This window comes from Bacillus songklensis, from assembly GCF_042649685.1.
In the GTDB taxonomy this organism is placed as follows: Bacteria; Bacillota; Bacilli; order Bacillales; family Bacillaceae_H; genus Bacillus_BA; species Bacillus_BA songklensis.
In genome coordinates, this window is the sequence record NZ_JBHRZT010000026.1 from 13,563 (window position 1) to 39,677 (window position 26,115).

A 26,115-nucleotide genomic window follows, 5' to 3' on the forward strand; every position below is an offset into this window, starting at 1 on the left:
TCCTTTATCCGAGGTGTGAGCTCCTCTTCACTTAATTTCAAACGTAAAACCGAATAAAAAGTGATATCACGAAGTCTTAAAAACAGCGGTATTTTCTCGATCCACCATAAATCGAGGCTGTATTCGCGTAAATATCCGCTTAAAAAAGCTGTGAAAAAACGCCGGGCAAACCCCTGTCTTGCCTCTTCATCCTTTATGTGGCGGTAAAACGAGGCATAAAACAGCGGAATAGCCAAGTCATTGACAAACCAATGATAGCAGCAATCGTCGAAGTCAAATACTGTGAGATGTTGTTCATCTGCAAAAAAGTTTCCGGAATGAAGATCAGTATGAATAAGGCCATATACATCTTTGTTAACAGGCAGTGTCCGAATTTGCTGGAGGAGCCCTTCCATTTTCTCCAGCAAAAACGGCTCTTTTTTAGCAATTTGCAAAGCAACCGCCAGTTCTTCGTCCTGCCAATCCATCCGTTTTCTCACACCAGGGGACGGTACGTAGGCACGAGTCACACCATGCATCTTGCCGATTGTTTCTCCCCATCGTGTAAATAATGCATCATGAAAATACGTATCATCGTCCACACGTACGGAACAACCCGGAGCCTTTTCAAATAAGCTTACCGTAAAATACCCTTGTTTTACTGGAAGGCATTCAGTTAAACGTCCATGGATTGATAATAACGGGGCTGCTGCCCCAATTCCTTGCCTGCTCAAAAATTGAAGCCAATCAAGCTCTGCCTCTACCTGCTCACGCCCGCGATGGGAGCTGTATGTCAAGCGAAGTACATAAGGCTTGTTCTTTCTTTTCACTTCATATACGTAGTTTTCAAAATCCCCCAGCAATTTCGCATCATTTATATTCACATTAAACAATGCCGCTGCCTGATTCAAAATTTCCTGGTTAAAAAATTGCTGAACTGCTTGTTCCATCTCTCTTCCCCCTTCCTCCAAATTTTAGCATAAGTATAAAACGAATAAGTTGGCTTTTTACAAGCGGAATGAGATAATGTTAAAGAAAACTCGCCGATTGGCGAGCCTGTTAACGCAAAGATAGAAGGGGAGTTGACCCTATACTTCAAACTTAAAATTGGCCGCTTCGTCGACGCCACTGCCGCGCTGCCAATTTATACTTTCTGAACGTAAAAAAAGTGATAAAAGGTGAACAGTATGAAACAGTCTCATCTCATTTTTAATTCATCCATTGCAGCACAAAAACCCGAAACCATTATAAACCGCCAGCACCCATGTCCATTTTGTGATGTGGAATCACTTACAGACATCTTGGCACAGGACGGTCCCATTATCTGGCTTAAGAACAAATTCCCTGTTCTTCAAGATGCATTTCAAACAGTCATCATTGAAACGGACGAGTGTTTGTCCGAATTGTCTTTATATCCAAAAGATCATTTATACAAGCTTCTCGCTTTTGGAGTCAAACACTGGTTGAATATGATTCACAGCAGGGAGTATAAGTCGGTCATGTTTTTTAAAAATCACGGCCCCATGTCAGGTGGGTCTCTCCGCCATCCTCATATGCAAATTGTCGGCTTAAAACATGCGGATGCATATGACAGCTTATCACCTGAACAACTAGAAGGGTTCGTGATTGCAGAGCGAAATTCTGTCCAATTTAACCTTTCAACCAAACCCCGTATCGGTTTTTTTGAGTTCAATGTCATCCTCAAAGACCTAAATGATATACCGATTATGGCGGATTATATCCAAATAGCTGCCCACTACGTCTTGAATCATTTTCACCGCAGCTGTACGAGTTATAATTTGTTCTTTTATTATATGGACGAAAAAATTATGGTGAAACTAATGCCTCGTTTTGCCACGTCCCCTATTTTTATCGGTTACGGCCTTCCTCAGGTGTCTAACAAAATAGGAGACCATGTTCGTTACATTCAAGAGATTTATCTATCAAAATAAAGAGGGTATCCCAAGTACGGTTTTTGTACTTGGGATACCCCCTATTTAATTTCTTCGATTATCCATCTCACATCAGGTTTAAACATTCCATTTATACGAGTGTGTTTCAAAATCATCCTGGATAAGCTAAAAGAGTTAATATTAATCATTCAACACGGATTTTTATTCGTGTTGAATGATTGGCGGGCATATACACCTCTCCCCCCAAAATTGCATTCGGTAATTTAGTGTTAGGCTGAAACTTCAACTTTTTCATCCATATCATTATAATAAGAGTAAGAATTTAATTAAAGGAGATAAAATATGAAGGAAGTCTTGATCGGAAGCATTCTGTCTGCGTTGTCGACAGGACTGGGTGCCTTGCCCATCTTAATTTTGCATCATACATTGACCCACCGATGACGCGATATTCTCTTAGCTTTCACAGCCGGTATTATGACAACAGCCTCCACAATGAGTCTCATTCCCGAAGCTTTAAATTCCGGCGGCTTTGTGGCGCTCGCTATCGGACTAATGCTTGGCGTGGTGACGCTGACCTTATTGGAACAAAACATTCCGCATATCGATTTGCAGCATTCAAAAAAAGGCATTCAATTTGACGAAAAAGCACTGCTTATTGTTGCGGCCATCACGCTCCATAATTTGCCTGAAGGATTGTCTGTTGGAGTAAGTTATGCATCGGATGTATCAAACACCGGAAATTTAATTGCGCTTGCCATTGGGCTGCAAAACGCTCCGGAAGGTTTGCTTGTCGCCCTGTTCCTCGTCCAGCAAAATATTACAAAAGCAAGAGCTTTTCTCATCGCTACTTTAACAGGAGCGGTAGAAATCCTTTCATCATTGATAGGTTTTTATTTAACGTCCTATATTAGCTCACTAGTTTCATACGGATTGTCATTTGCGGCAGGGGCCATGTTATTTATCATATACAAAGAGCTCATCCCCGAAAGTCATGGAGACGGTAACGAACGGTTAGCTACGTATTCTTTTATTCTTGGTCTATTATTTATGATTTTTCTTATTCATATTTTTTAAATTACTTCATGAAGAGTGGCTATGAGAGCGGGATACCTCTTAAATAACAAGGTGCGGTGAAGCGTTTTCGTGTTGATGTGGGCAAAACTCTCTATACACAGTTGTAATGGCGGAAACACATGAATGATAGAAAGAAGCCCTGCCAGCATTGAACCTATGTCAAGGCCTTATGTGTTCACATTCCCTTCTGGCGGGACTTTTTTTCTTTAACCAAGCTTTTGAAATACAAACGGTTTGGCTAGAAAGGAAAAGAAGCCTTTCCGTTTTTCCTTTTTTGTTAAAAGCTGTTGATATATATTTAAAAGCTCATCAAGCTCTTGACTGCACTCAATTGTTTCCATGCTTGTAAATCCTTTTTCTTCCGCTAGCATCATCATTTTTTGTCGTTTTTGAACAATTTCGATAAGTAAGGCCTCTGCCTCACTTCGGTTCCCATAAAAAAACAACTGGACGTCCTCCCTTATTCTTAATCAGAAAATACCCCCCTAACGCATTATTACAAATTCTACTAAATATGTAAATAGACTCGCAATAATAGACATTTTTTTTAATCTTTTTTTTAAGTATTTGTAATGCAACTGTTGCAAAAGGTTTGTTTTAACAGCATTCCTTCCCTGCTGAATCCACCCATTAACACTGGCACCTTTTTTTATCGACAAGAAACAGGAGCCATTTTCCGACAAAATCTCTCGAATCCTTCCAATCTATTACATACGTTTCTACTTTCTCTATTTTTTCCAGGAAAAAGGAGATGGAAAATACCTTATATATTTTCGCAGTACCTCTTCTTTTTAAGGGGGATGACTATTTATTTTCTAATGACAATTTTAGGATTTCGAAGTAAGATGAAAAAAAGATGAGGAGGAGGAATTTTTATGCAGCCGATGTATTACATACTATTATTAATCACAAGCATGTTATGGGCCGGGAATTTCGTATCGGGGAAGTTTCTCGTTCCTCACGCTTCGCCGATATTGCTTACCGAATTACGATGGGTTATTGCTGTATTATGTTTGCTGCCGTACGTATGGTGGAAAGAAAAATCACTTTCATTTCCTAAACAAGCATTTTGGCCTCTCGTTTTTATGGGAGTAACAGGCGTTCTCTTATTCAATTTATTTATGTTTCTCGCCTTGCAATATACAAGTGCCGATAATGTGGGACTGTTATCTACCCTAAATCCCATTTCCATCGCTGCCGCTTCTTTCTTTTTACTAAAAGAGCGTCTCAACAAGCTGCAAATCTTGGCGATGGTCATTTCGCTCATCGGCGTGTTAATTGTCATGACACATGGCGAGGCCAGCCGTATACTCCGCCTTCACTTTAATATCGGAGATGTGTACATGATCATCGCTGTCATGACATGGGGCCTTTATTCCATTGCCTCCAAAAAAGCTATGGATTATGTGTCACCTTTCAAGTCTACCTTGTGGTCTGGAGTATTTGGCGTTTTAATCACCGCTCCATTCACCATATCTTCCATGGCGATTAACAATGCCAGCATGAGCTTTTATGTTGCATTACTTTATTCAGGTATTGGGGCAACTGTATTGGCCATGGTTTTTTGGAACATCGGAGTACAGAAGGTTGGCGGGACAAAATCGGGAATGTTTTTAAATTTCAACCCCATTTTTACAACCGTTCTTGCCTTTTTCTTTTTAGGGGAAAAATTGAATGCTGCCCAGCTTTTTGGTAGTATCGTTGTCATTGGCGGTGTTTACTTTTTCACATTGAAGCCCGTAAAGAAAACTCGCCGATTGGCGAGCCTGTAAAGGCGAAGACAGAGGCGTAGCTGCCCTTATACTTTAAACTTAAAATGGGCCGCTTCGTCGAACCTACTGCTGCGCTATCGATATAGAAAAGCGGAGGGCGAACAACCGAAAGATTAGGAGCTGCAGCTAGACAATATATGCTTTCTGAACGTATAAAAAGTGAGGGAGACTTATGTCCATTCAAGGAGTTAACCATCTATTGTTCTCAGTGACGGATTTAGAAACATCCATTGCCTTTTATGAAACAGTGTTTGAAGCAAAACTTCTTGTGAAAGGAAGGACAACTGCCTATTTTGATTTGAACGGGTTATGGATTGCGTTAAATGAAGAGAGGGACACCCTCCCTTTCTTTATTTCGCTTTTCTCGTTGCTACCTGAACGGCATCCCATACAGAAGCAAACGGCGGCGCGTAACTTAAGTCAAGAAGCGTAATTTCTTCTGTCGTCATTTCATTCGTTACCGCGGTTGCGAAGACGTCGATTCGTTTCGCTACTCCTTTTTCTCCTACCATTTGAGCACCATATAATACAAGAGTCTCCGGATGATAGACAAGCTTGATCGTCATCCTTTTGGCACCCGGATAATAGGATGCATGGCTGTTTGCATCAACGGTGATCGTTTTATAGGGAATCTCCGCTTCTTTTGCTTCCTTTTCAGAAACCCCCGTTTTGGCAACCTCTAATTCAACAATTTTGATCACGCTTGTTCCTAATACTCCTGGAAACTTACGGCACTGCCCGGCAAGATTATCCCCAACAAGCTTTCCTTGCTTATTTGCAATGGTGCCAAGTGCAATGTTAACAGGCTTTTTTAACACAAGATGATGACTCGTTGCGCAATCCCCCGCTGCATAAACATGCGGGATATTCGTTTCCATAAACTGATTAACAATAATAGCGCCATTTGGGAGCATGTTAAGGCCAATATCTTTCACAAACTGCGTGTTTGGGCGAATGCCCACATTAACAATGACAGCATCCGTTTGATAGGTACCTTTATCCGTTTTTACAGCCGTTACCCTGTTGTTATCATTAATAAGGTGCTGTACTTCTTCTCCTAGATGAAAATCTACGCGATCCCTCAAAGTATCCTGGATAATCTTAGCTACATCGGCATCAAGAGTTGTCAGAATTTGTTCATTCAACTCAACCACCCTTACACTTTTCCCTAGTTCAAGCATTGTCTCGACGAGCTCCAACCCAATATATCCTCCGCCGATAATAGTTACACGTTCAATCTGTTCCTTCTCAAAAAAAGCCCTCATTCTTTTCCCATCTTCAAGCGTTTTTAACGTGAACACGTTTTCAAATTCCGCCTTCACAAATGGCGGAAGAATCGCTGAGGCTCCGGTTGCGATCAATAACTTATCGTATGTATATACCTTTTCTTTCTGTTTTGTTACGTCTAAGACAATCATTTCTCTTTTATGGACATCAACCTGCTGGACTTCGTGTTGAGTATATACCTGGATACCGCGTTCCTCAAATTCTATTAGCGTTCTTGCGATCAAGTCCTCATGTGATTTTGTCACACCAGAAATATAATATGGAAGGCCGCAAGCACCATAGGAGACGTCCTCTCCTTTTTCAAAGACGATAATCTCTGCACTTTTATTTAGCCTTCTTAATTGTGATGCAGCGCTCATTCCTGCCGCTACTCCTCCAATTATAAGCACTCTTTCCATCTTCATTCCTCCCATTGCCTTATACTATTAAATTATCCTTATTTTTCTCCTTTTTAAACTAAAAAGGCGATAGAGCTAATTTATCTTCACTCCTTTTTCTAGTTTCTGCAAAAATCGGCTTATATCCATTTTGCTGCAGGTAATATTATATTTAAACGACATTTTGGGGAGGCTTTATTATGACAGTAATGTTGGAACAAAACGCAAAAGCGTCTTGCCGCAGTGAATATGACGAACTGCATAGAGTCATCTTATGCCAGCCCCAATATATGACCATACGCGAAGTCATAAACGAAACCCAGAAACATTTTAAGGATGAAGGAATTCATATTCAGCTCGCTATGAAGCAGCACGAGCAATTCGTTCAAACACTAAGAAACCATGGAGTTGAAGTTATTCTGTTGTCAGCCCTAAAAAAATATCCGGAGCAAGTATTTACACGTGATATTGGTTTTACGCTCGGACAAACGGTATTTGTTGCCGAGATGGCGAGTGAAATTCGACAAGGTGAAGAGGGACTATTGAAAAAATGGCTGGAAGAAGAACAGATTCCTTATCATAACTTGAAAGAAGACCGCATCGAAGGCGGCGATGTCATCATTGATCGTACCACTATCTATGTTGGGATAAGCAATCGAACAAACGAGAAAGCAATCAATCATTTACAAACATTGTTGCCGGATTACGAAGTGATTCCCATCCCTTTCACTGCAAAATACCTGCATTTAGATTGTGTATTTAACATTTTATCTTCCGATGAGGCGTTGATTTTCCCGGGGGTCATTAGAGATAAAGAAGCAAAATTACTAGCCTCCCGCTATGATTTGATTGAAGTGACAGAAGAAGAACAATTTACACTTGGGACAAATGTGCTTTCAATCGGCAACAAAAAGGTGCTTAGCCTGCCGGTAAATCAAGGGGTCAACAAACAGCTCAAAGACCGCGGCTATGAAGTGATAGAGGTAGATATTACTAAAATCATCAAATCGGGAGGTTCTTTTCGCTGCTGCACACTCCCGATCTTGCGTAAAGGAAAATAAGAAAAGCGGAGGCGACTGTTCAGCCCCGACATGCGTTCGAACTCCCGACAAAGAACTGCTTTTCGATTCCATATATAAATCCTATTTAATTTTTTAACATCAACTTTTGCTGTTTATGCTATTTATGGCCTTTCTGTTCTTACATCTTGAATGGACTTATAAGGGTTCTCATATAAGCAGTTGGCAAGAGACCGTAAGGTTGCTTGCCAACTGCTTATGCATCAATCAATGGGCATGGGCGCTTTTTGCCCATGTCCATTGATTGATGTGGATTTATTTTTTGCGATAATACGTGATAGCCAATGCACCTGCAAGAACCGAACCTTTAATAATATCCTGTGTATAATAAGGAACATTCAGCATCGTTAAGCCGTTTAGGAGCACTCCAATCAAAATGGAGCCGAACAACGTCCCGACTACATTTGGCTTTCCTGCTCCGAAGACCGAAAAACCGATATAAGCAGCCGCCACGGCATCCATTAAAAACGGAGCTCCTGCATTCACTTCTCCAACACCGATTCGCGCTGCCAAGACGACACCGCCGATTCCCGCAAATAGAGCGGACAATACATATGCATACACGCGATACTTATTCACTGGAACACCCGATAAACGTGCCGCTTCAATATTGCCCCCCGTTACATAAAAGAAACGCCCATGTTTGGTGTATGTGAGAAAAATATGAACAAGTAAGACGGCTAACAACATAATGATAACCGGAATCGGAATCCCCAAAAGTTCCCCCTGGCCGATATTAATAAAAGAAGGGATAAAAATTCCCGGTGCACGTTCCCCGCCTTCAAGCGGCATGTTCGTATAAATCGCAGATCCTTTCGTATATGTCAGCAATGCCCCCTGCACAATAAACATCATCGATAACGTAGCGAGAATATCAGGAATCTTCACCTTCACCACTAAAAAGGCATTCACAAGGCCAATCAGCAATGCCACGGCGATAGGCACGATAATGGCAACAAATAGCTCCTGCCGATGCAGCACAAGCATAGAAGCAGAAAGAATAGTCGCAAGTCCGGCTGTCGAACCAACGGATAAGTCAAGACCATTGATCGTCAGGGACAATGTGACTCCAATAGCGATTAATGTAACAATTGAAATCGAGCGCAGAATGTCGCTAATGTTATTAGCTGTTAAAAAATTCGGTGATAATATAGAAAAAATGACAATGACCAGCCCAATCGTCAACACCGTCCCATATTTATATAAGAAGTCAAATACGCTGATTTTTTGTTTGGCTGGTGCACCAATAGCTTTCTGTTCTACCGTTTGACTGTTCATCCCGTCTTTTCTCCTCCTGCCGCATAATAAAAAATAATTTCCTGTGTGGCTTCCCTGCGAGACAGCTCTTTTACGATTCTTCCGTCATACATGACATAAATGCGGTCAGCAATACCGATAAGCTCATTGAATTCACATGTCGCGTATACAATGCCCTTCCCTTTTTTGGCCAGACCATTAATGAGTTGAAAAATATCGCTCTTAGAACCAATATCAACTCCTTTTGTAGGCTCATCAAATAAATAAACATCCGCGTCCTGCAACAGCCATTTCCCGATTGCTACCTTCTGCTGGTTTCCCCCGCTTAGGGTACCGACTTTTTGTTGAATGGAAGAAGCTTTGATTCCAACCTCCTGTACCGTTCTTTTCGCTTCTTTTTGTTCTTTGGAACGATGCAAAAAGGAGAAGGTTGTAAAATTGGCTAACCCTGGCAGCGTCAAATTGGAAGCGATCGATTCCTCGACTAAAATTCCTTCTTTTCTTCTCTCTTCGGGAACAAGCGCGATTCCATTTTCAATATAGTAATAAGGCGGCTTATTTAAAGCGAGACGGCGATTTCCCACCTTTACCTCACCGCTGACATGGTCTGTTAAACCAAATAAACTTCGGCATAACTCTGTTTTTCCCGCTCCAACCAGGCCGGCAATCCCCACAATTTCTCCTTCGCGAACAGATAAAGAAATATCTTCAAGCTTGTCCTCCCATGACAAATGATCGACGGAAAAAAGAGTATCGTGAATCGGAACCACTTCTTTTGGAAACTCCTCTCCAAATTCCCTTCCAAGCATAAAAGAAATGACTTCCTCTACGTTCGTCTCCGAAATGGCTTTAGTTGCAACATGCACTCCGTCTCGAACAACGGTCACCCGATCAGCAATATCGAACACTTCCTGAAGGCGATGCGAAATATAGATTACTCCGACTCCATTTTCAGCCAGTTGACGAATAACCTTGAATAAATACTTTGTTTCCTCTACACTAAGCGGCGCTGTCGGTTCATCCAAAATCAGAAACTGAACTTGTTGAACGATCGCTCTGGCAATCAATACTTGTTGCTTTTCGGATAGAGTAAGGGTAGATACTTCACGTCTGACATCCAATTTTACTCCGAGTTGCTTTAAGGCTGCTTTTGCCTGATCGTGAAGATTGCGCCAGCGAACAAAGCGTTTCCTAGTGGATACTTGGGCATCCAACATAATGTTTTCCGCAACCGATAAATATGGTATCAGTGCTACATCGACTTCCTGGTGAACAACTTGAATGCCATGTTTTTTGGCATCTCTTGGAGAGCGAATGGAAACATGTTCCCCATTTTTGACAATTGCTCCTTGATACTCGTCATACACTCCGCAAAGAATCTTCATCAAGGTGCTTTTCCCCGCACCGTTTGCTCCCAATAAGGCGTGTACTTCACCACTTCGAACAGTAAAATCGACTCCTTTTAGCGCATGAAAAGAGCCGAATGATTTTTGGATATGGTTCATTGTTAAGGTCACCGCTGCATTCAACATTGCCCCTCCTTTTTTCATGTGGCGACCCAAAAGGTCTTTCGCCATACTATAAAAGTCTTATAATGATTGGTTTTATGATTTATGCACAATAGACCGCCAACAGAAACCGTTGGTTTTACTGGTTTGGCCTGACGGTCCATTGTGCAGTGATGACTCGTCCGTTATTCGTCGCTTCCCCACTCTTCTACGTATTCTTGCAGTTGGTCCATATTGATTGGACTATCCGGCAAATCATCCTGTGTAACAAGAACCGGATCAAACGAGTAGTAACGCGGTGTTTTTTTACCCGCTAGTTTTTGAAGCAGTAATTCCACTTGTTTTTCCCCAACCGCTGCCGGATTGACAGCCGCCGATGCTTTCCATGGACTTCCTTTCTCTTGCATCATTTGTAAATCCTCATCGGATAAATCAATGCCGTATACTTTAATTTCGTCACGCCCAGCTTCTTTGATGGCACGGGTTGCACCCTTTGCAAACTCATCCCATGGTGCCCAAACAGCTTTGATGTCCCCTTTATTTGGATATTGCTTTAAAATGGCCTCCATTTTTGTCTGTGTATCAAGAGAGGTATTAGCCGTTGCGCTTCCAAAGCGAGCGATCTCTTTGATGCCCGGGTAGCGCTGCAGCATGATTTCATATACACGGTTTCGTTTTTCCATCGGAGCAAAACCCCCGACAAAAATATTCACGATGTTCCCTTCACCGTCGATATCCTGTACCATTTGTTTTAAGCCAAGGAGTGCCAGCATATAGTCGTCCTGATCAATTGTTGTCACCCCATCAACATCTAACTCGACATCAAAAGCCACTACCGGAATACCTTTTTTAATTGCACGTTTTACCCCCGGTTCTAATGTTTCCGTACGTCCATGTTTAATGATAATTCCGTCTGCCTCTTGATTGATGGCCGTATCTAAGTAAGAAGCCATTTTGGCTTGATCGTTGTTCGCATCTGAAATGACAAGGTCAATTCCATGTTCTGCAGCTGCTTTCTTGACCCCGCTCACATATTGGGAAGCATGGGTCCCTGTTGTAAACTCGGCAATTAAGGCAACCTTCACTTTTCCATTTTTGCCTTTTGGTGCAGGAATTGCTTTATCTTCTTTCTGATTTTCTTTTTTCGCTTGCTCCTGTTTAGCGGGCTCAGGCTGTGCATTGGAAGCAGCGGGCTGCTCACTCCTACACGCTGCGAGCGGCAATGCGAGAACAAAAATGAATAAAGTAAATAATAACGTTTTGATGATTCGTTTCATAATAAAGCCTGCCTTTATCTGTATTTTCTGACTTTCAACATTGTTTAACATTCTATTCCGATAATAAAACTTGGTTTTATGATCATCAGGGGAGACAAGTTCCTCTGATGGTTGAAAGTTCGTTATATAAGAGCCCGGCTCCCCTTATTTTACCGGGCTCTCTCAATCCCTTGTGACCGTTACTGAATCAATAAATCGGTACCCAGCCTTCTGTCGTAACGAAGATGCGTACTGCCACCACTTTGCGATCGTCCATTAACGTGAAATAATGGCGCACATTTTCAGGAACAGAAATTAAGTCCCCTGGTTCTAATTCCACATCAAAGAAGTTTCCTTCTTTGTCTTGGATGACGAAAATACCGTGTCCGCTTACGATAAATCGAACTTCATCATCTGTGTGGTGATGTTCTTGTTGGAAATTTTTCAACAACTGCTCCAGGTTTGGCGTTGTCTCAGAAAGAGAAATCACATCCTGGGCTTTATAGCCGCGACGCTCTGAGATATCGGCAATCTCAGCTTCAAATGTCTTTAATACTTCATCCTTTTGCTCATCTGTTAACGCGTAGTTTTCGCGTAATGACTCAGGAAGTTTGGCAATGTCCCATTTTTCATAAATGACTTCATTGCTTGCTAAAAACTCCTCTACCGCTTGCTGATCTGTAATGCGCTCATTGTTTACATGTAATCGAATTTCTGCCATTTTCAATTTCCTCCTATTATTAAACTGTTTGAAATTGTCGTTTTAGAGAAAGCAGTTTTACGTGATAGCTGAATAAAAATTCGTAAGATTCCAAAAACTTTTTCGCTTCAAAAGCATTTCTTCCCCATACGGTGATGCCATGATTGCGAATGAGGACCGCTCCCTGGTCACCCTTTACATATTTACCGAACTCTTCAGCCAATGTCGGGATATCTGCATAGTTACGGATGATCGGAATGCGAATTTCTGCATCCTCTTCCCAAATTCCAAAAGCTTTAATGATTTCTTGCCCTTTAAACACAATCTCTCCTTCATCTCCATAAAGCTCTGAGATGACATTGTTGTCGATTGTATGGACATGAAGGCTGCACCCGGCATTGGTCTTATTGTAAATTTCCACATGAAGCAGCGTTTCCGCTGAAGGTTTCAGTTCCGTTTCCTCGGCTTTCTTTCCCTCAGCGTCTACTAGCAGAAAGTCGTCACTCGTACGCTTTCCTTTGTCTCTCCCGCTTGCGGTGACAAGAAACGTAAGCGGTTCATCGCTTACTTTGATAGCAAGATTTCCGCTTGTTCCTGGAAACCAGTCGCGTGCTGCAAGCTCATCTTTTACATCTGCCAGCTCGTGCCAACGTTTCGCTAATATGCTCATGATTTCACCCCCGTCAATTCTTTCACATGATGGATTACATCATAAAACGTCGCAAATGGACGATATGGAATTTGCAGTTCTTCGCATTTTTCGATTAAGAAATCTCTCGCGATAACAGCATTTGCCACTTTGGCTGCTTGCAAGTCCGTGATGGAATCGCCGATGACGATTTTAAACTCGTCTTCTTTTTCAAGCTTTCGAATGATCGAAGGCTTGCAGCAACCGCAATCATTGCTGCACTCATCATCACATGAATGAGGCCATGTTATCGTAATTGTCTCACCACTGAAATCAGAGCCGTTACAATAAATGCTCTCTTTTTCTACTAATCCATCAAGCAAACGATGGACAAAGAAATCGATACCCCCGCTTACGATATAAAGGGGAATGCCTTCCTGCCTTGTAAAAGCAACAAATTCCGAGAACCCTTCTCGAATTTCAGCCTTATGCAACAAAAAATCTATGATCTCTTGTTTTAAGCTTGTCGGAAGAAGGGAAAACATCTTTCCGACCCCTTCTTTTACCGACACGTTTTGTGCGAGTACATCATCTTTAATGGCTTCCCACTCTGAGGGAGCAAATTGTTTCATGATCGCAATGATGTTATCGCTGTTTGTAACCGTTCCATCGAAGTCGCAAAAAATGACTGGCTTCTTCACGATGTCACCTCTACCGTGCCCCACAGTTCAATGGCCTTTTTAAGCGACTCGGATTGTTGGGCTGCTTCTTGGAGTGTTTGGCCGTTTAACACCGCATCGATAGCATCACGGAAAGCACGACCGCCTCCTGCCGCCCCGTCTGGGTGGCCATGCACCCCACCGCCGGCATTGATAACAGAATCGATGCCAAAATCACGAATCAACAGAGGAACCATACCAGGATGGATGCCGGCTGACGGAACCGGAAACGACTGCTTTAGCTGCTTGCTCGGGTGTATAAGTTCATCACTGATACTCACTGCATCTTCAAACGGTAATGCCACACTGCCATATGGAGATGGGAATAATGAGAAATCAGCACCTGTTATACGGAGCAGCTTTCCAAGTAACAGAGAATACGAGAACCCATAAAACTCGGACGGTGTGGATGCTCCGCTGACTGCCGGATGGGCCATGATTGGAAGGCCGATTTCATCATCTTCACGCAATGCCTGCAATACATCCAGACCGTAGGCAAACACATTGAACAATAATGCATCCGCCCCAAGCTCTGCCGCACGTCTCGCTTTTTCTTTCAGCTCGAAGGTACGACCCGTTAAATTGACGGCATATAACGTACGATGTCTAGTTTCTTCATACACTTCATCCAAAACACGCTTCCCTTCCACGATGCGCTTTTCAAAGGGGGTAAGTTCGTTATCGAATAAAATTTCATCATCCTTCACTAAATCGACGCCCCCAAGTGCTTGCTCGCGAAGCTGCTCGGTTAAATACTGAATGTCGCGTCCAATCACTCCTTTAAAAATACTCATGACAAGCGGGCGGTCGTACACACCTAGTTTCTTACGAATCCCCTCAACCCCGAAACGAGGGCCGGGAAAAGCTTGAAGCAAGTCACCATGAAACTCCAAATCAATCAATTTCACTTTTCCATCAAGTGATAATTTTCCGAAAACCGTTGTTAAAACAGCTGGCAAGTCAGCTGAAAAATTGGCCGCCGGATATGCAATTTTGATAATGGCCTGTGCCACTTGTTTATCTAAGTATTGATTTACGCGGTCACAATCTTGTAACGGTGCGATTGAAACAACGCGTCCTTTATGCTTTTTCAGTTGTTCCTGTTCCAACAGCGGCAAATTCGTCCATGAACCGATCGTTAACCCTAAGGCAATGCCTTCCGCCTTTTTCTCCCAATTCCCCGATGGGTCGTGAATCAAATAACTCGCAATCACTTCACTCATGTTTGTCTTCTCCTTTGCTGTAATTTTTGCTTTCGTTATGATCTTTTATCATTGGCTGTTCATGCATCTCATCATTTTTCCTTTAGGTACTTGGTTGTCCTTTATCCAAGTGCCTTTATTTTTATCGTCCTTTTTTCGAGAGCGACAAAAATAAAAGCCCCTTCATTAAGAAGAGGCTAATGACTAGCACTCTTCTTATCTCTCAGCATCGCGCTGCAAGAATTAGCACCGTGCTTAACAGTAATCGTCGTTAAGTCGGTTGCCGGGCTTCATCGGGCTCGTCCCTCCACCTGCTCTTGATAAGAAAGTTGCTTATTTATGTTATTTTCTAAAAAGTTCGTTTCACACAATGTAATTTGGATTATGACAGGAATTTTTTTCTTTGTCAATTATTTTTTGTAAATAAATTTAATTTTTCAATTCGGTTGACAGCTTCTTGAAGGCGGTCTTTATCCGTTAATAGCCCAACACGCACATACCCTTCCCCATACTTTCCAAATCCGATTCCCGGAGCTACGACCACTTTCGCTTCCTCCAATAAAAGATCAGCAAATTGCTCGGATGTATATCCTTCCGGGACGGGAAGCCAGGCAAAAAATGAGCCTTCAGGAGCCTTCACATCCCAACCGATTTTCTGAAGTCCATCAATCAGAACATTACGACGGGATTCATAAAGCTCTGACAGTTCGTCCACGCAGCTTTGGGATGCAAGAAGGGCCTCTGCAGCTGCTGCTTGAATGGCACCGAAAATGCTCACATATAAATGGTCTTGTAATAAGTTGATCGCTTCGATCACACTCTCGTTTCCAACCGCAAAACCAACGCGCCAGCCGGCCATGTTATATGTTTTGGAGAACGTATAAATTTCGATTCCGATATCCATTGCTCCTTCAGCTTGCAAAAAGCTGACAGGCTTCTTTCCGTTGAAACCGATAGCTCCATAGGCAAAATCATGGACCACACAGATGTCATGCTTTTTCGCCAACGCTACGGTTTCTTCAAAAAATTCAGCTGTCGCTATCGCACCGGTCGGGTTATTCGGATAGTTCAAAAACATCAATTTAGCTGCCTGCTTTACTTCTTCTGGAATTTCTTCATAGTTTGGCAGAAAATGACGTTCAGCCCGAAGAGGCATCATTTCCATATTGGCGCGGGCAAGCTCTACTCCCGACCAGTAATCAGGATAACCGGGATCCGGCACAAGGACAGTGTCACCTGGATTCAATAAACATTGCGGAATCTCTACAAGTCCCGCTTTACCACCAAACAAAATGGCCACCTCTTTATCCGGATTGACCGTTACTCCGTATTCTCGTTCATAAAAACGTGCAACAGCCTTTTTCAAGAAGGAATGACCGCGAAACGGAGAATATTTATGATTGCGCGGATCCTCCGCAGCTTGTTGTAATGCTTTTACGATATGAGGCGGTGTTGGCTGGTCGGGATTTCCCTGACCAAGATTGATAACATCATGTCCCTCTGCCATCACGTTTGCCACTTTGTTTACAAGTGAAGCAAAAAACTGCTTCGGCAAACGTTTCAGTAAATCAGATTGCTCGAAATTTTTCATTTTGTACACCTTCTCAAAAATTTCTTGAAATTCTAGTCAAAAATAATATATTGTTGTTATCAACTTGTAAAGCCATTTTTTCAAATCAATCGAAAGGCGGGAATTTACAAATGCCGTTAAAAGTCGCATGTATTCAGTTAGATATTGCATTTGGAGATCCTAAAAAAAATTTTTTGCGAGTGGCCGAAAAAATGAAAGAGGCCCTTCAAACAGGCGCAGACATTTTGGTACTGCCCGAACTTTGGTCAACAGGCTATGACTTAACGCGTTTAAATGACATCGCCGATGAAAATGGAGAGAAAACGAAACACTTTTTTTCTTCATTCGCCCAAGAACACAATGTGTCCATTGTTGCAGGATCGGTCGCCAAGAAAACCGAAGAAGGCATCACAAATACGATGTATGTCTTTGATCACAACGGCAACCTTGTCTCTGAATATAGTAAACTTCATCTTTTCAAACTAATGGATGAGCATATTTACTTAAAAGCCGGCAATACTCAAAATTCATTTACCCTAAAAGGAACCTCCTGTGCCGGGTTCATTTGTTATGACATTCGCTTTCCTGAATGGATGCGTACACACACGAGCCAGGGAGCAGAAATATTATTTGTAGTTGCGGAGTGGCCTCTTCCGCGACTCGCCCACTGGCGCGCCCTTCTCATCAGCCGGGCCATCGAGAACCAATGCTATGTAGTCGCTTGTAACAGTACAGGCAGCAATCCGGATAATGTATTTGCAGGACATTCACTCATTATCGACCCGTGGGGGGAAATCATCTCTGAGGCTGGCGAAGAAGAAAGCATCATCACAGGAATGATTGACAGCGAAAAAGTTCGGCAAGTGCGCAGACAAATTCCTGTATTTGCCGACCGACGCACCGAATTCTATATTTAGATCCACCTAAACCTTTTTTAGCATATTCAGGATGTAAGAACAGAAAGCCATTAACATCATCCTTATCTTTGCTTCGATCTCCTTCATGGCCTCTCTGTTCTCTTATCTTGAATGAGCTTATAAAGGGTCTCGTAGATTTATATAATAATATTTTTCGGAAAATCTATTGACAATCTTACAGATTACCTGCTAATATTCACATCAAGTGATTCAAAACTTTCTAATTTTAAATTGAATTCTAAATTTTTAATCATACAAGTGAATATGTATCTCTTATCAAGAGTTGGCTGAGGGAATTGGCCCTATGAAGCCCAGCAACCGACCGTAATACCATCGCAAGGTGGAGCGCAAATTTGCGCTAGCGAACAACTTGTTCAGTAAGGCACGGTGCTAAATCCAACAGAAAGACACCTTTCTGGCAGATAAGAGGTTTGGACGCATCGTCTTCAAGCCTCTTTCGCTAAGAAAGAGGCTTTTTTATTAGAAAAGCGGAGGCGACTGTCCAATCTTGAGAGGCGTTGGAACTTCTGGCCGGGAAACCGCTCTTTGGTTTCACCGGAAAAGTCGAAGCGTCGCGATAAATTCAAAACTGATTAAACCAATAAGAAAACTACGAGAGCATTATATGGAGGTTTTTATAATGGCATTATCCACTCAACATATCTATGAACCACTAACTGAAGAAAAAGCTGTCGCTTTAGCGATAAAATTAAACCTATTCGCCGAGGATGCGGTGCTGGCCTGCCGTGAGATCGGTGATGGAAACTTAAATCTTGTGTTTCATGTGACAGATGAAAGCAACAAAGGTGTGATTATTAAACAGGCCCTGCCTTACGCAAAAGTTGTAGGTGAAAGCTGGCCTTTAAGTCTTCATCGTGCCAAAATCGAAAGTGATGCGTTAAAACAATTTGCTCAATCGGTACCGCAGTATGTACCAGAGGTGTATTATACAGATGAAACGTTAGCTGTGACGGTAATGGAAGATTTATCGCACCTGCAAATTGCACGGGCGGGACTCATCCAAGGAAAATCATACCCTCTTCTCGCGAAACACGTAGGAGAATTTTTAGCAAACATTTTATTTTACACATCTGACTTTGCTCTTGATCCACAGGAAAAGAAAGAACTGGTTAAACAGTTTACAAATCCGGATCTTTGCAAAATCACAGAAGACTTAGTCTTTACAGACCCATTCTTTGATCACGACACAAACGATTTTGAGGAAGGTCTTCAAGAAGATGTTGAAGCGCTTTGGGCGGATTTTCAAGTAAAACTTGAAGCAGCTAAACTCAAGAAAAAATTTTTAACAAACAGCGATGCGCTAATTCACGGTGATCTTCACACAGGCAGTATCTTTGCAGATGAGTACACGACAAAAATCATTGACCCTGAATTTGCCTTCTATGGCCCAATCGGTTTTGATCTTGGTCAATTCATCGCTAACTTATTATTAAATGCGCTATCCCGCAACGAGGAAGAACGAGAAGAATTATTTATACAGGCGGAAGAAACGTGGAATGTATTCAGCGATACCTTCACGAAGCTTTGGGAAAAAGATAGCCTTGAAGTATACACAAATGTCGATGGGTATTTAGAGTATGTATTAAAAACAACATGGCGTGATGCAGTTGGCTTTGCTGGATGTGAAGTCATTCGCCGCACTATCGGTTTGGCTCACATTGCCGACTTGGATGGAATTGCAGACGAAGAAAAACGTCTTGCGGCAAAACACCATGCGCTTCGTCTTGGCAAAGCGCTTCTGTTAAATCAACAAAGCATTACGCCTGATATTCTGCACGAAATTATAAAAGTCACAGCTTAACGAAAGGAAGTTTACAACATGAATACAACGTTACCTTTACCTCGTTCTGTTGAATGGAACGATACACATATTACATTATTGGATCAGCAAGCGCTTCCTCTTGCTGTCGAATATTTAGAATTAAAAACATTGGAAGATGTATGGAAGGCCATTAAAACGTTAAAAGTACGCGGGGCACCAGCTATTGGTATTACGGCTGCTTTCGGGCTGGCACTGGCTGCACAGCAATACGAGAACGAGAGCATTGAAGAATTCAGGAAACAGCTTCAAAAATACCGCGACTATTTAGCAAGCTCGCGTCCGACAGCCGTCAATCTATTTTGGGCACTTGATCGAATGGTGGCCAGCATAAAGGATGTTATCTCTGTCAACGAAGCCAAGACCACTCTTGTGCATGAAGCGATCCGCATTCAAGTGGAAGACGAAGAAGTATGCTACAGCATCGGTCATCATGCTCTTTCCCTTTTGAACAAGAATGATTCGATTATGACGATTTGTAATGCTGGTTCAATCGCAACCGCTTACTATGGGACGGCACTCGCTCCATTTCATTTGTCGGTCGAGAAAGGCATTCCGTTAAAAGTGTATGCATGTGAAACAAGACCTGTGCTGCAAGGATCCCGTCTGACAGCCTGGGAGTTACAGCAATCCGGTGTGGATGTGACACTCATAACGGATAATATGGCCGCCCATACTATTAAAACCAAAAAAATCAACGCCATTATCGTTGGGGCTGACCGCATCGCAGCAAACGGAGACACAGCGAATAAGATTGGTACATACGGTTTGGCTCTTCTTGCAAAATCATTCGGTATTCCATTCTATGTTGCCGCTCCTCTTTCAACATTCGATCCAACGATTGCAAGCGGAGATGATATTCCAATTGAAGAACGAGCAGCAGAAGAAATAACACATTTGAACGGAAAACGTATCGCCCCAGAAGGAATTTCTGTCTACAATCCAGCTTTTGATGTCACACCAAATGAACTCATTACGGCAATCATTACGGAAAAAGGCATTATAACAGGAAACTATAAGCAAGAAATTCAAAGATTGTTTGCTCATCAATCATCATCTAAATAAAGGTAGTGGCCAGCGTACATTGAAAAACATACGTGCAGCCGCCCTTCCTGCAATAATCACCATTTCATCTCTCCCTAATTGGCTAAACAACAAGGAGCATACAAATGGTGATTTTTTGATTCCCTCCGCTAAATATATTTTCATTTTTCGACATCAGCTTTGACTTCTTAAACTGCTTATGCGTAAATCATTTGACACGGGTTCTTTTATCCATGCCAAATGATTTATGTGCATTCATATAGATGAAAATAAACAAATCTTTTACATAAAAATTCGACAAATCATGATATGATAGTATTACTACTTTTGTCTTAATCGAGGTGAGATAATGACATTGACCCAGTCCCTTGAACACCTGTTAAAAAACGCCATTACGTCGTTTCAAACGATGGTACCTGCTCCTATTACTGTTGAGCCGACAATAGCCCTCTCTCCAGAAATGAATCTCCCGTTCCGGTCTGTATTTATCGGATTGACGGGAGATATTTCAGGCTCTCTGATTATTCAAGGAGAAGAGCGTACTTTCTCCAATCTTGCGCGTTCCATGTTTGGAATGGAAATTGAAGGGGCGATGCTGCAATCCTTTACATGTGAATTAGGAAACATGATTGCCGGCAATTTTGCTACTGAAGCAACGAATGTGCAAGTTTCTTTGGATATCACCCCTCCCTGTATTTACGAAGAGGCTTTTTTCACCAGTATGGGAACAGTGGTAAGTCTTCCGCTTAAATTTCAGGACAATGGTTATTTGCACATATCCATTTCAATGAATTGAATAGTATAACACCCCTGTTCCATGTCTACGCTAGTAATGAAGTATATATTTTGTCATGAAAACGTAATAAGAATGGATAAACAATAAAGAATACAATGTAATAATCTTATTTTTCGTTGGATAATAAGATTCATGCCATTCGCTCTTAGCGTTCTTTATTCCCCTTTTATGAAGTCGCTTCCCTGTCTTGAGCATTGTAATCACTGTACGGTTCAGTAGGATAAAAGGAAATATAAGTTTGGGGTCAGCTCCCAAAGGAGGGTCTCTTTACAATGACAGATAGCATAAGAGAAGAGAATTTGAAGAATAAGTACGGAGAAGAAAAAAGAAATCTCTATAGTGAAATCAATGAGGCTTCAAAAGAACAAGGAGAAGCAGAACTGATTACATCCATCGATTTTGTTTTTATTGAAGGAGAAGGTTGGAAACTAGAAAGTGATCAATAAGCACTTTTTAGTTCTCCAACCTTCTGTTTTTGTCCCGCTCTAACGGACAGCTAAAAAGCCCTGTGCGAGCTTCCCTTTATGAGCGTTCTCTCAGTTTTCTTCTTTTACGGCTAATCTTTTGATAAACAACGACAAGCAAAAATATGCCAAGGAATAACGCAATCCCATATGAATAAATAAATTCAACAATTTCATCAATATACTGTCCGAAGAAGTAACCGCTCGCAAATAAAGCACTCGTCCATACGAACGTCGTACTATAGCCAAACAAAGCAAACGTTCGATACGGCATATGGCTTTGTCCAGCCAAAAATGGAACGAAATGACGCACCCCCGGCAGGAAGTAACTAAACACTAAAGCCATTGAACCATGTTTTTCGATTAAACGAGTTGATTGCCGTACATAACTTTCCACTTTTTTAAGTTTCTTTACCCGGCTGTATATGGTGTCATGGAAAAACCTCCCGAGCAAATACAGGGTCGTTAAACTGCAAATCACCCCTGCATAGGTAACGACAAAAGCTGGAATGGGTAATAAATAGCTTTTAAAGGCGACAAGTCCGCTTGACATCACAATGACTTCATTGGGAACAGGCAAACCGAAAAAGCCAAGCCACAACACGAAAAATAACGCGATATACCCATAGTTATCTACAATTGCCAATAGTTCTGCGGTTTCCAAATATCTTTCTCCTTCTACCTTCTACGATGGTGCTAGCTCTTATCCAGGGATGAACATGCCATTTTGTGCATTTATCCCTTCTAGCTGTAAGAGCTCTTCTTTTATGCCTATTTTCTTTCCAGCATAGCCTGTTAATTGACCACTCTTCCCGATCACACGGTGGCACGGAACAATGATTGGAATCGGATTGGCACGATTAGCCTGCCCGACTGCGCGAACAGCTTTCGGATTATCAATCGCTTTGGCTACATCTGCATATGACCATACTTCGCCGTACGGAATAGTTGACAGTACGTTCCAAACTTGACGTTGAAACAGTGTTCCTTTCACGTCAAGCGGCACTTGAAAGCTTGTTCGTTCCTTCGCAAAATATTCCATAAGCTGCCGTTCCGCTTGAGCTGCTGGAGAACGGTCATCCCCACACTCTACCTCATAACAGGTTTGAAATTCAATAAATTCCTCTTCTGAAACCAAAATACGGGATAATCCTTTTTCACTTGAGACTAAATATAGCGTATGAAATATCGGTACGTGAACCTTTCGATAAAACGTGCTCATATAACATCCTTTCCTTTTGAATATATGGGCAAATAAATAGAAAAAGTCGTACCTTCTCCTATTTTACTATTTACGTCAATATATCCTTTATGTTCTTCAATAATTTTATAAGATACCATCAGTCCCAGGCCGGTCCCTTTTTCCTTTGTCGTATAAAACGGTTCGCCGAGGCGCTTGACCCGATCCTCCGGCATCCCTTCCCCTTCGTCTTGAATCGATACAGCAATGTATTGATCACAATGCTTGACAGCAGAAACGAAAATATTTCCTCCCCTTGGCATAACCTCAATGGCATTTTTGATGATGTTAATAAACACTTGCTTGAGTTGATTCGTCTCACAATAGACAAACGGAAGCTCTTCTTTAAATGTCGAGAGGAACTGCACATTTGTCAAAGCGGCTTGTGCTCCGAGCAAATCGATCGTTTCCTTGATAATTTGAACAACGTCTCGTTCCTCAAATTTGACGGCTTGCGGCTTTGCCAGCACTAAAAAATCCGTAATAATATTTTCAATTCTTTTTAACTCTGATGTGATGACGTCAAAATATAAAGAATAGTCTTCTTTGATGCTTCCCTGCAAAAGTTGGACAAACCCTTTCAACGCAGTCATTGGATTGCGAATCTCGTGGGCGATGCCCGCTGCCAGTTGCCCGACGACTTGCATGGTATCTGATTTACGAATTTGCTCTTGCATGGCTCTTTTTTCTGTTATATCACGAAACATTGTCATATAGAGACCCGGGATAATATCTTTTTTGGTAGAAAACTCAATAATCTTCGTTCTTCCATCCGCCATTAAATAGGTGAGCTCGCCGTCTCCTTCCCCCTCTGTTTCAATCATCACATGATGATGATGCAGCTCGTTGTAATGTTCTTTTGAGACAAAATATTGAAGGGAACACTTGCAAATCTCTTCTTTTGTCATTTCAACAATCTTGCATGCCGCTGAGTTCACATCGATAATATTTCTCTTCCCATCCCACAATACAATGCCATCAAGGGAACCGTCAAAGATTTTGCGAAACTTTTGTTCACTTTCCCTCAATTCTTGTTCCATTCGCTTGCGTTCACTAATGTTGCGATAAATGGTCAAATTGTAACCTTCAATAATTCCCCGCTTTGAGGTGAACTCCAGTTCTTTGATTTCACCATTCGGCATATAAAAAGGGTGTTCAGCGCGAATAACACCCCTTTCATAAAACTCATTCATGGCTCGAATGGTTTCTGGGTCATCCATATCCATAAAATGTTCAAGATTATAGCCGATCAATTGAGGAAGAGGCAGTTCAAACGTACGGGCTGAGGCAGGATTAGCATCGATGATATTCCATTGATCATCCCAAATGATAATGGCATCAATCGCATTCTCAAATATTTCTCTGAATTTTCTTTCACTTTTTGCCAATCTTTGTTTCATTTGGCGCTTTTCCGTGCTATCACGCATAATCGACATATAATATTCATTATAAATGTTTGATGTTGTCGTGAACTCAAAGTATTTTTCTTCTCCATTCGCTAACATAATGGGAATTTCTCCGGTTGCTTTACCTACTTGATAGAGATTTCTCCACAGTTTCATCAATTTATAACGGTAACTCGGTTTCACCAACTGTGTTAGAGACATTTGAATCAGTTGTTCTTTATCATAATTTAAAGAGCGGCATAAAGATTGATTAACATCGATAATATTGGCATTCTTATCAAAAATGATGATACCGTCAATGGCTTGATTATACATATCTTGAAACATTTTTTGACTCACAAGCCGTTCATCTTCCAGCATTTTATGTTGTGTCATATCATGAAACGTACAAATAATCATGTTCGTTTCATCTGTATATTGTTCTGATACAAATCTGACATATTTCTTCAATCCGCTATGGAGGGTAATATCCCCCTCATAATAAAAATGACTCTCGTTTGTCAACGACTCATAGTATTGTTCAATCACTTGATACGAAAACATAATCAATACGTCTTTTATATGCAGTGACATCATCTCATTCTTTGTTTTTTCAAACAGACGACATGCTGCTTCATTTACCTTTATTACTTGAAATGATCGATCAAACACAATAATTGATTCCATTACACGATCAAAGATGATGTTTAATTGTTTTAGTTGCTGGTCCCTCGAATATTCTTCTCTTCCCTTGGCTCCTTCATGAATAACTGTCATGATGAGACTACGACCCCTTTCCTTCTCAACCCTTTCTCCGAGTGTATGTATTCTACACCTTTCCGTTTTCACCTGCTATCATTTGTCGATTATATACATCCACATTGAAAATTCGACATGGCCAAAAATAGCCATGTCATATTTTCAACGCATAAGAGGTTGACAAGCTCCCTTTCGGGTTCTTGACAACCTCTCATACGAGAACCTTTTTTTGCGTATTCAAGGTGTAAAAACAGAAAGCCTTTAACATGATAAAAAAACCGTTTTCGTCATGGACAGCAGGGTATACTTTGAAAGCAGCTAAAGGAGAACCACAATTTTAAGAGTGGCCCACAGTAATTAAAAAACCCTTCCACGCTAGCTTTTGAACGTGAAAGGGTTTTTTTAATCATATATTATATATAAATCCCATTTAATTCTTTAACCTCTACTATTGGATTCTCTTCCATTCGCGCCTTTCTGTTCTCTCATCTTGAATGAGCTAACAAAGGTTCTCGTATAAGGCTTCGGCAAGGGCCCGTAAGGGAAATGGACGAAGCCTTATGCGTAAATCATGTAGCATGGACCGCTTTTGTCCATGTTACATGATTTATGTGGATTTATATATTTATTTGTCGTCTACAACGATATAGGTGGCTTTTACAGGACCATGTACACCTACGACTAGATTCATTTCAATATCAGCCGAGTTACTCGGGCCTGTAATAAAGTTAATGCATGAAGCGATGTCTTCACCTGCTTCGACAATCTCATGAATGCGTTGTGCAGCTTGCGTAATACGCGGGACGATCGAGCTTTTCGGAATGATGGCAACATAAGTGGTCGGAAGTAAGCTTACCGAACGGCCTTTTCCGTTCCCACTGAATAATACAACTGTACCGGATTCCGCCAACGTCATATCACTGAATGTAATTCCTACATTGGCCCGCTCTGCCTTTCGGATATTTTCCTTCCCAAGTTCCGGATTCCATATGTGAACATCGACATTCTCATTTTTCCATTGCTCATTTAATAAATGAGACAAACCGTATTCTTCAAAACGCGGGTCCTTCCAGGTAACAACTGGGCCCCCGCCATAGTTGGCAACGACTTGGTGAAGGGTCTCAACCAATTCAACAGACGATGTTTCCACATAATCTGTATGAATGCGCACGCAGTAATCTTTTAATTGCTGAGACAATTGATCCTGCGTCCATCCCCGATAAACCTCATGCTGCGGCTGATGTTTCCAATTTGGACGCGTAACCCCTTCCGTACGACGATCTCTGCCAAGCTGCTTGGCAATATGGTTTAAAAATTTATCGCGATTTTGAATAGTACCTACTGCCATG

General features: G+C 41.7%; 23 protein-coding genes, 2 pseudogenes and 2 riboswitches. Of the genes and pseudogenes, 10 read left to right on the forward strand and 15 right to left on the reverse strand.

Features of this window, described 5'->3' with window-relative positions:
- Nucleotides 1-929: phosphotransferase enzyme family protein (locus ACFOU2_RS07170; protein ID WP_377913685.1), on the reverse strand; the 929-nt coding region annotated here is incomplete at its 3' end.
- 237 nt (nt 930-1,166) lie between these two features.
- Between ACFOU2_RS07170 and ACFOU2_RS07175 the strand changes: the two genes are divergently transcribed.
- Nucleotides 1,167-1,931, forward strand: coding sequence for a DUF4931 domain-containing protein (locus tag ACFOU2_RS07175; RefSeq protein ID WP_377913687.1), 765 nt, complete (start codon nt 1,167-1,169; stop codon nt 1,929-1,931).
- Nucleotides 1,932-2,234: 303 nt separating this feature from the next.
- Nucleotides 2,235-2,966: pseudogene (locus tag ACFOU2_RS07180) on the forward strand (ZIP family metal transporter).
- A gap of 206 nt (nt 2,967-3,172) precedes the next feature.
- Here the strand turns inward: ACFOU2_RS07180 and ACFOU2_RS07185 are convergent.
- Nucleotides 3,173-3,412 (reverse strand): Spo0E family sporulation regulatory protein-aspartic acid phosphatase, encoded by a 240-nt coding sequence (locus tag ACFOU2_RS07185; RefSeq protein ID WP_377913689.1) that lies wholly within the window; start codon nt 3,410-3,412, stop codon nt 3,173-3,175.
- A gap of 429 nt (nt 3,413-3,841) precedes the next feature.
- Here ACFOU2_RS07185 and ACFOU2_RS07190 point away from each other — a divergent pair, with 429 nt between their 5' ends.
- Together ACFOU2_RS07190 and ACFOU2_RS07195 are read left to right on the forward strand one after the other, a co-directional pair.
- Nucleotides 3,842-4,738, forward strand: coding sequence for a DMT family transporter (locus ACFOU2_RS07190; protein ID WP_377913691.1), 897 nt, complete (start codon nt 3,842-3,844; stop codon nt 4,736-4,738).
- Between the two features lie 172 nt (nt 4,739-4,910).
- Nucleotides 4,911-5,075: pseudogene (locus ACFOU2_RS07195) on the forward strand (VOC family protein); the annotation flags it as partial.
- Nucleotides 5,076-5,088: 13 nt separating this feature from the next.
- On the opposite strand, the gene ACFOU2_RS07200 reads toward ACFOU2_RS07195, so the two are convergent.
- Entirely contained in the window at nt 5,089-6,423 is a 1,335-nt protein-coding gene (locus ACFOU2_RS07200) for a CoA-disulfide reductase (protein WP_377913693.1), read from the reverse strand.
- A 179-nt stretch (nt 6,424-6,602) separates the two neighbouring features.
- Here ACFOU2_RS07200 and ACFOU2_RS07205 point away from each other — a divergent pair, with 179 nt between their 5' ends.
- Nucleotides 6,603-7,463, forward strand: coding sequence for a dimethylarginine dimethylaminohydrolase family protein (locus tag ACFOU2_RS07205; protein WP_377913695.1), 861 nt, complete (start codon nt 6,603-6,605; stop codon nt 7,461-7,463).
- A 273-nt stretch (nt 7,464-7,736) separates the two neighbouring features.
- Here the strand turns inward: ACFOU2_RS07205 and ACFOU2_RS07210 are convergent, their stop codons facing one another.
- The 8 genes from ACFOU2_RS07210 to ACFOU2_RS07245 form a co-directional block, all read right to left on the reverse strand.
- Complete coding sequence (locus ACFOU2_RS07210; RefSeq protein WP_377913697.1) at nt 7,737-8,759, reverse strand: ABC transporter permease; 1,023 nt, start codon at nt 8,757-8,759, stop codon at nt 7,737-7,739.
- A complete protein-coding gene (locus tag ACFOU2_RS07215) occupies nt 8,756-10,243 on the reverse strand; it encodes a sugar ABC transporter ATP-binding protein (protein ID WP_377913827.1) in 1,488 nt (495 codons plus the stop codon). Before ACFOU2_RS07215 ends, ACFOU2_RS07210 begins: the two co-directional genes overlap by 4 nt.
- A 188-nt stretch (nt 10,244-10,431) precedes the next feature.
- Nucleotides 10,432-11,523 (reverse strand): sugar ABC transporter substrate-binding protein, encoded by a 1,092-nt coding sequence (locus ACFOU2_RS07220; RefSeq protein ID WP_377913699.1) that lies wholly within the window; start codon nt 11,521-11,523, stop codon nt 10,432-10,434.
- Nucleotides 11,524-11,710: 187 nt separating this feature from the next.
- Nucleotides 11,711-12,223 carry a 1,2-dihydroxy-3-keto-5-methylthiopentene dioxygenase gene (locus tag ACFOU2_RS07225; RefSeq protein ID WP_377913701.1) on the reverse strand — a complete coding sequence of 171 codons (513 nt, stop codon included), beginning with the start codon at nt 12,221-12,223 and terminating at the stop codon, nt 11,711-11,713.
- A 19-nt stretch (nt 12,224-12,242) separates the two neighbouring features.
- Nucleotides 12,243-12,872: a methylthioribulose 1-phosphate dehydratase gene (locus tag ACFOU2_RS07230; protein WP_377913703.1), complete on the reverse strand. Its 630-nt coding sequence runs from the start codon at nt 12,870-12,872 to the stop codon at nt 12,243-12,245.
- Nucleotides 12,869-13,531 (reverse strand): 2-hydroxy-3-keto-5-methylthiopentenyl-1-phosphate phosphatase, encoded by a 663-nt coding sequence (locus tag ACFOU2_RS07235; RefSeq protein ID WP_377913705.1) that lies wholly within the window; start codon nt 13,529-13,531, stop codon nt 12,869-12,871. Before ACFOU2_RS07235 ends, ACFOU2_RS07230 begins: the two co-directional genes overlap by 4 nt.
- The gene (gene mtnW, locus ACFOU2_RS07240; protein WP_377913707.1) at nt 13,528-14,772 is read right to left on the reverse strand and encodes a 2,3-diketo-5-methylthiopentyl-1-phosphate enolase; all 1,245 of its coding nucleotides are present in this window, start codon (nt 14,770-14,772) and stop codon (nt 13,528-13,530) included. Before mtnW ends, ACFOU2_RS07235 begins: the two co-directional genes overlap by 4 nt.
- A 192-nt stretch (nt 14,773-14,964) precedes the next feature.
- Nucleotides 14,965-15,078, reverse strand: a riboswitch (SAM riboswitch).
- A gap of 79 nt (nt 15,079-15,157) precedes the next feature.
- Entirely contained in the window at nt 15,158-16,342 is a 1,185-nt protein-coding gene (locus ACFOU2_RS07245; protein WP_377913709.1) for a pyridoxal phosphate-dependent aminotransferase, read from the reverse strand.
- 110 nt (nt 16,343-16,452) lie between these two features.
- On the opposite strand from ACFOU2_RS07245, the gene ACFOU2_RS07250 reads away from it, so the two are divergent.
- The 5 genes from ACFOU2_RS07250 (at nt 16,453) to ACFOU2_RS07270 (ending at nt 21,364) form a co-directional block, all read left to right on the forward strand.
- Nucleotides 16,453-17,238, forward strand: coding sequence for a carbon-nitrogen family hydrolase (locus tag ACFOU2_RS07250; protein ID WP_377913711.1), 786 nt, complete (start codon nt 16,453-16,455; stop codon nt 17,236-17,238).
- Between the two features lie 270 nt (nt 17,239-17,508).
- Nucleotides 17,509-17,667: riboswitch (SAM riboswitch) on the forward strand.
- A 211-nt stretch (nt 17,668-17,878) separates the two neighbouring features.
- The gene (gene mtnK / locus ACFOU2_RS07255; protein ID WP_377913713.1) at nt 17,879-19,060 is read left to right on the forward strand and encodes an S-methyl-5-thioribose kinase; all 1,182 of its coding nucleotides are present in this window, start codon (nt 17,879-17,881) and stop codon (nt 19,058-19,060) included.
- Nucleotides 19,061-19,078: 18 nt separating this feature from the next.
- Nucleotides 19,079-20,143 carry an S-methyl-5-thioribose-1-phosphate isomerase gene (gene mtnA, locus ACFOU2_RS07260; RefSeq protein ID WP_377913715.1) on the forward strand — a complete coding sequence of 355 codons (1,065 nt, stop codon included), beginning with the start codon at nt 19,079-19,081 and terminating at the stop codon, nt 20,141-20,143.
- Between the two features lie 328 nt (nt 20,144-20,471).
- Nucleotides 20,472-20,918, forward strand: a complete 447-nt coding sequence (locus tag ACFOU2_RS07265; RefSeq protein ID WP_377913717.1) for a chemotaxis protein CheX — start codon at nt 20,472-20,474, stop codon at nt 20,916-20,918.
- 272 nt (nt 20,919-21,190) lie between these two features.
- A complete protein-coding gene (locus tag ACFOU2_RS07270; protein WP_377913719.1) occupies nt 21,191-21,364 on the forward strand; it encodes a hypothetical protein in 174 nt (57 codons plus the stop codon).
- Nucleotides 21,365-21,440: 76 nt separating this feature from the next.
- On the opposite strand, the gene ACFOU2_RS07275 is transcribed toward ACFOU2_RS07270, so the two are convergent.
- From ACFOU2_RS07275 to ACFOU2_RS07290, 4 genes are all read right to left on the reverse strand, one after another.
- Nucleotides 21,441-22,046 carry a DedA family protein gene (locus ACFOU2_RS07275; RefSeq protein ID WP_377913721.1) on the reverse strand — a complete coding sequence of 202 codons (606 nt, stop codon included), beginning with the start codon at nt 22,044-22,046 and terminating at the stop codon, nt 21,441-21,443.
- 39 nt (nt 22,047-22,085) lie between these two features.
- Entirely contained in the window at nt 22,086-22,604 is a 519-nt protein-coding gene (locus ACFOU2_RS07280) for a methylated-DNA--[protein]-cysteine S-methyltransferase (RefSeq protein WP_377913723.1), read from the reverse strand.
- Nucleotides 22,601-24,784, reverse strand: a complete 2,184-nt coding sequence (locus ACFOU2_RS07285; RefSeq protein ID WP_377913725.1) for a PAS domain S-box protein — start codon at nt 24,782-24,784, stop codon at nt 22,601-22,603. The genes ACFOU2_RS07280 and ACFOU2_RS07285 overlap by 4 nt, the downstream gene beginning before the upstream one ends.
- 607 nt (nt 24,785-25,391) lie before the next feature.
- The gene (locus ACFOU2_RS07290; RefSeq protein ID WP_377913727.1) at nt 25,392-26,114 is read right to left on the reverse strand and encodes a LutC/YkgG family protein; all 723 of its coding nucleotides are present in this window, start codon (nt 26,112-26,114) and stop codon (nt 25,392-25,394) included.
- Between the last annotated feature and the right edge of the window lies 1 nt (nt 26,115).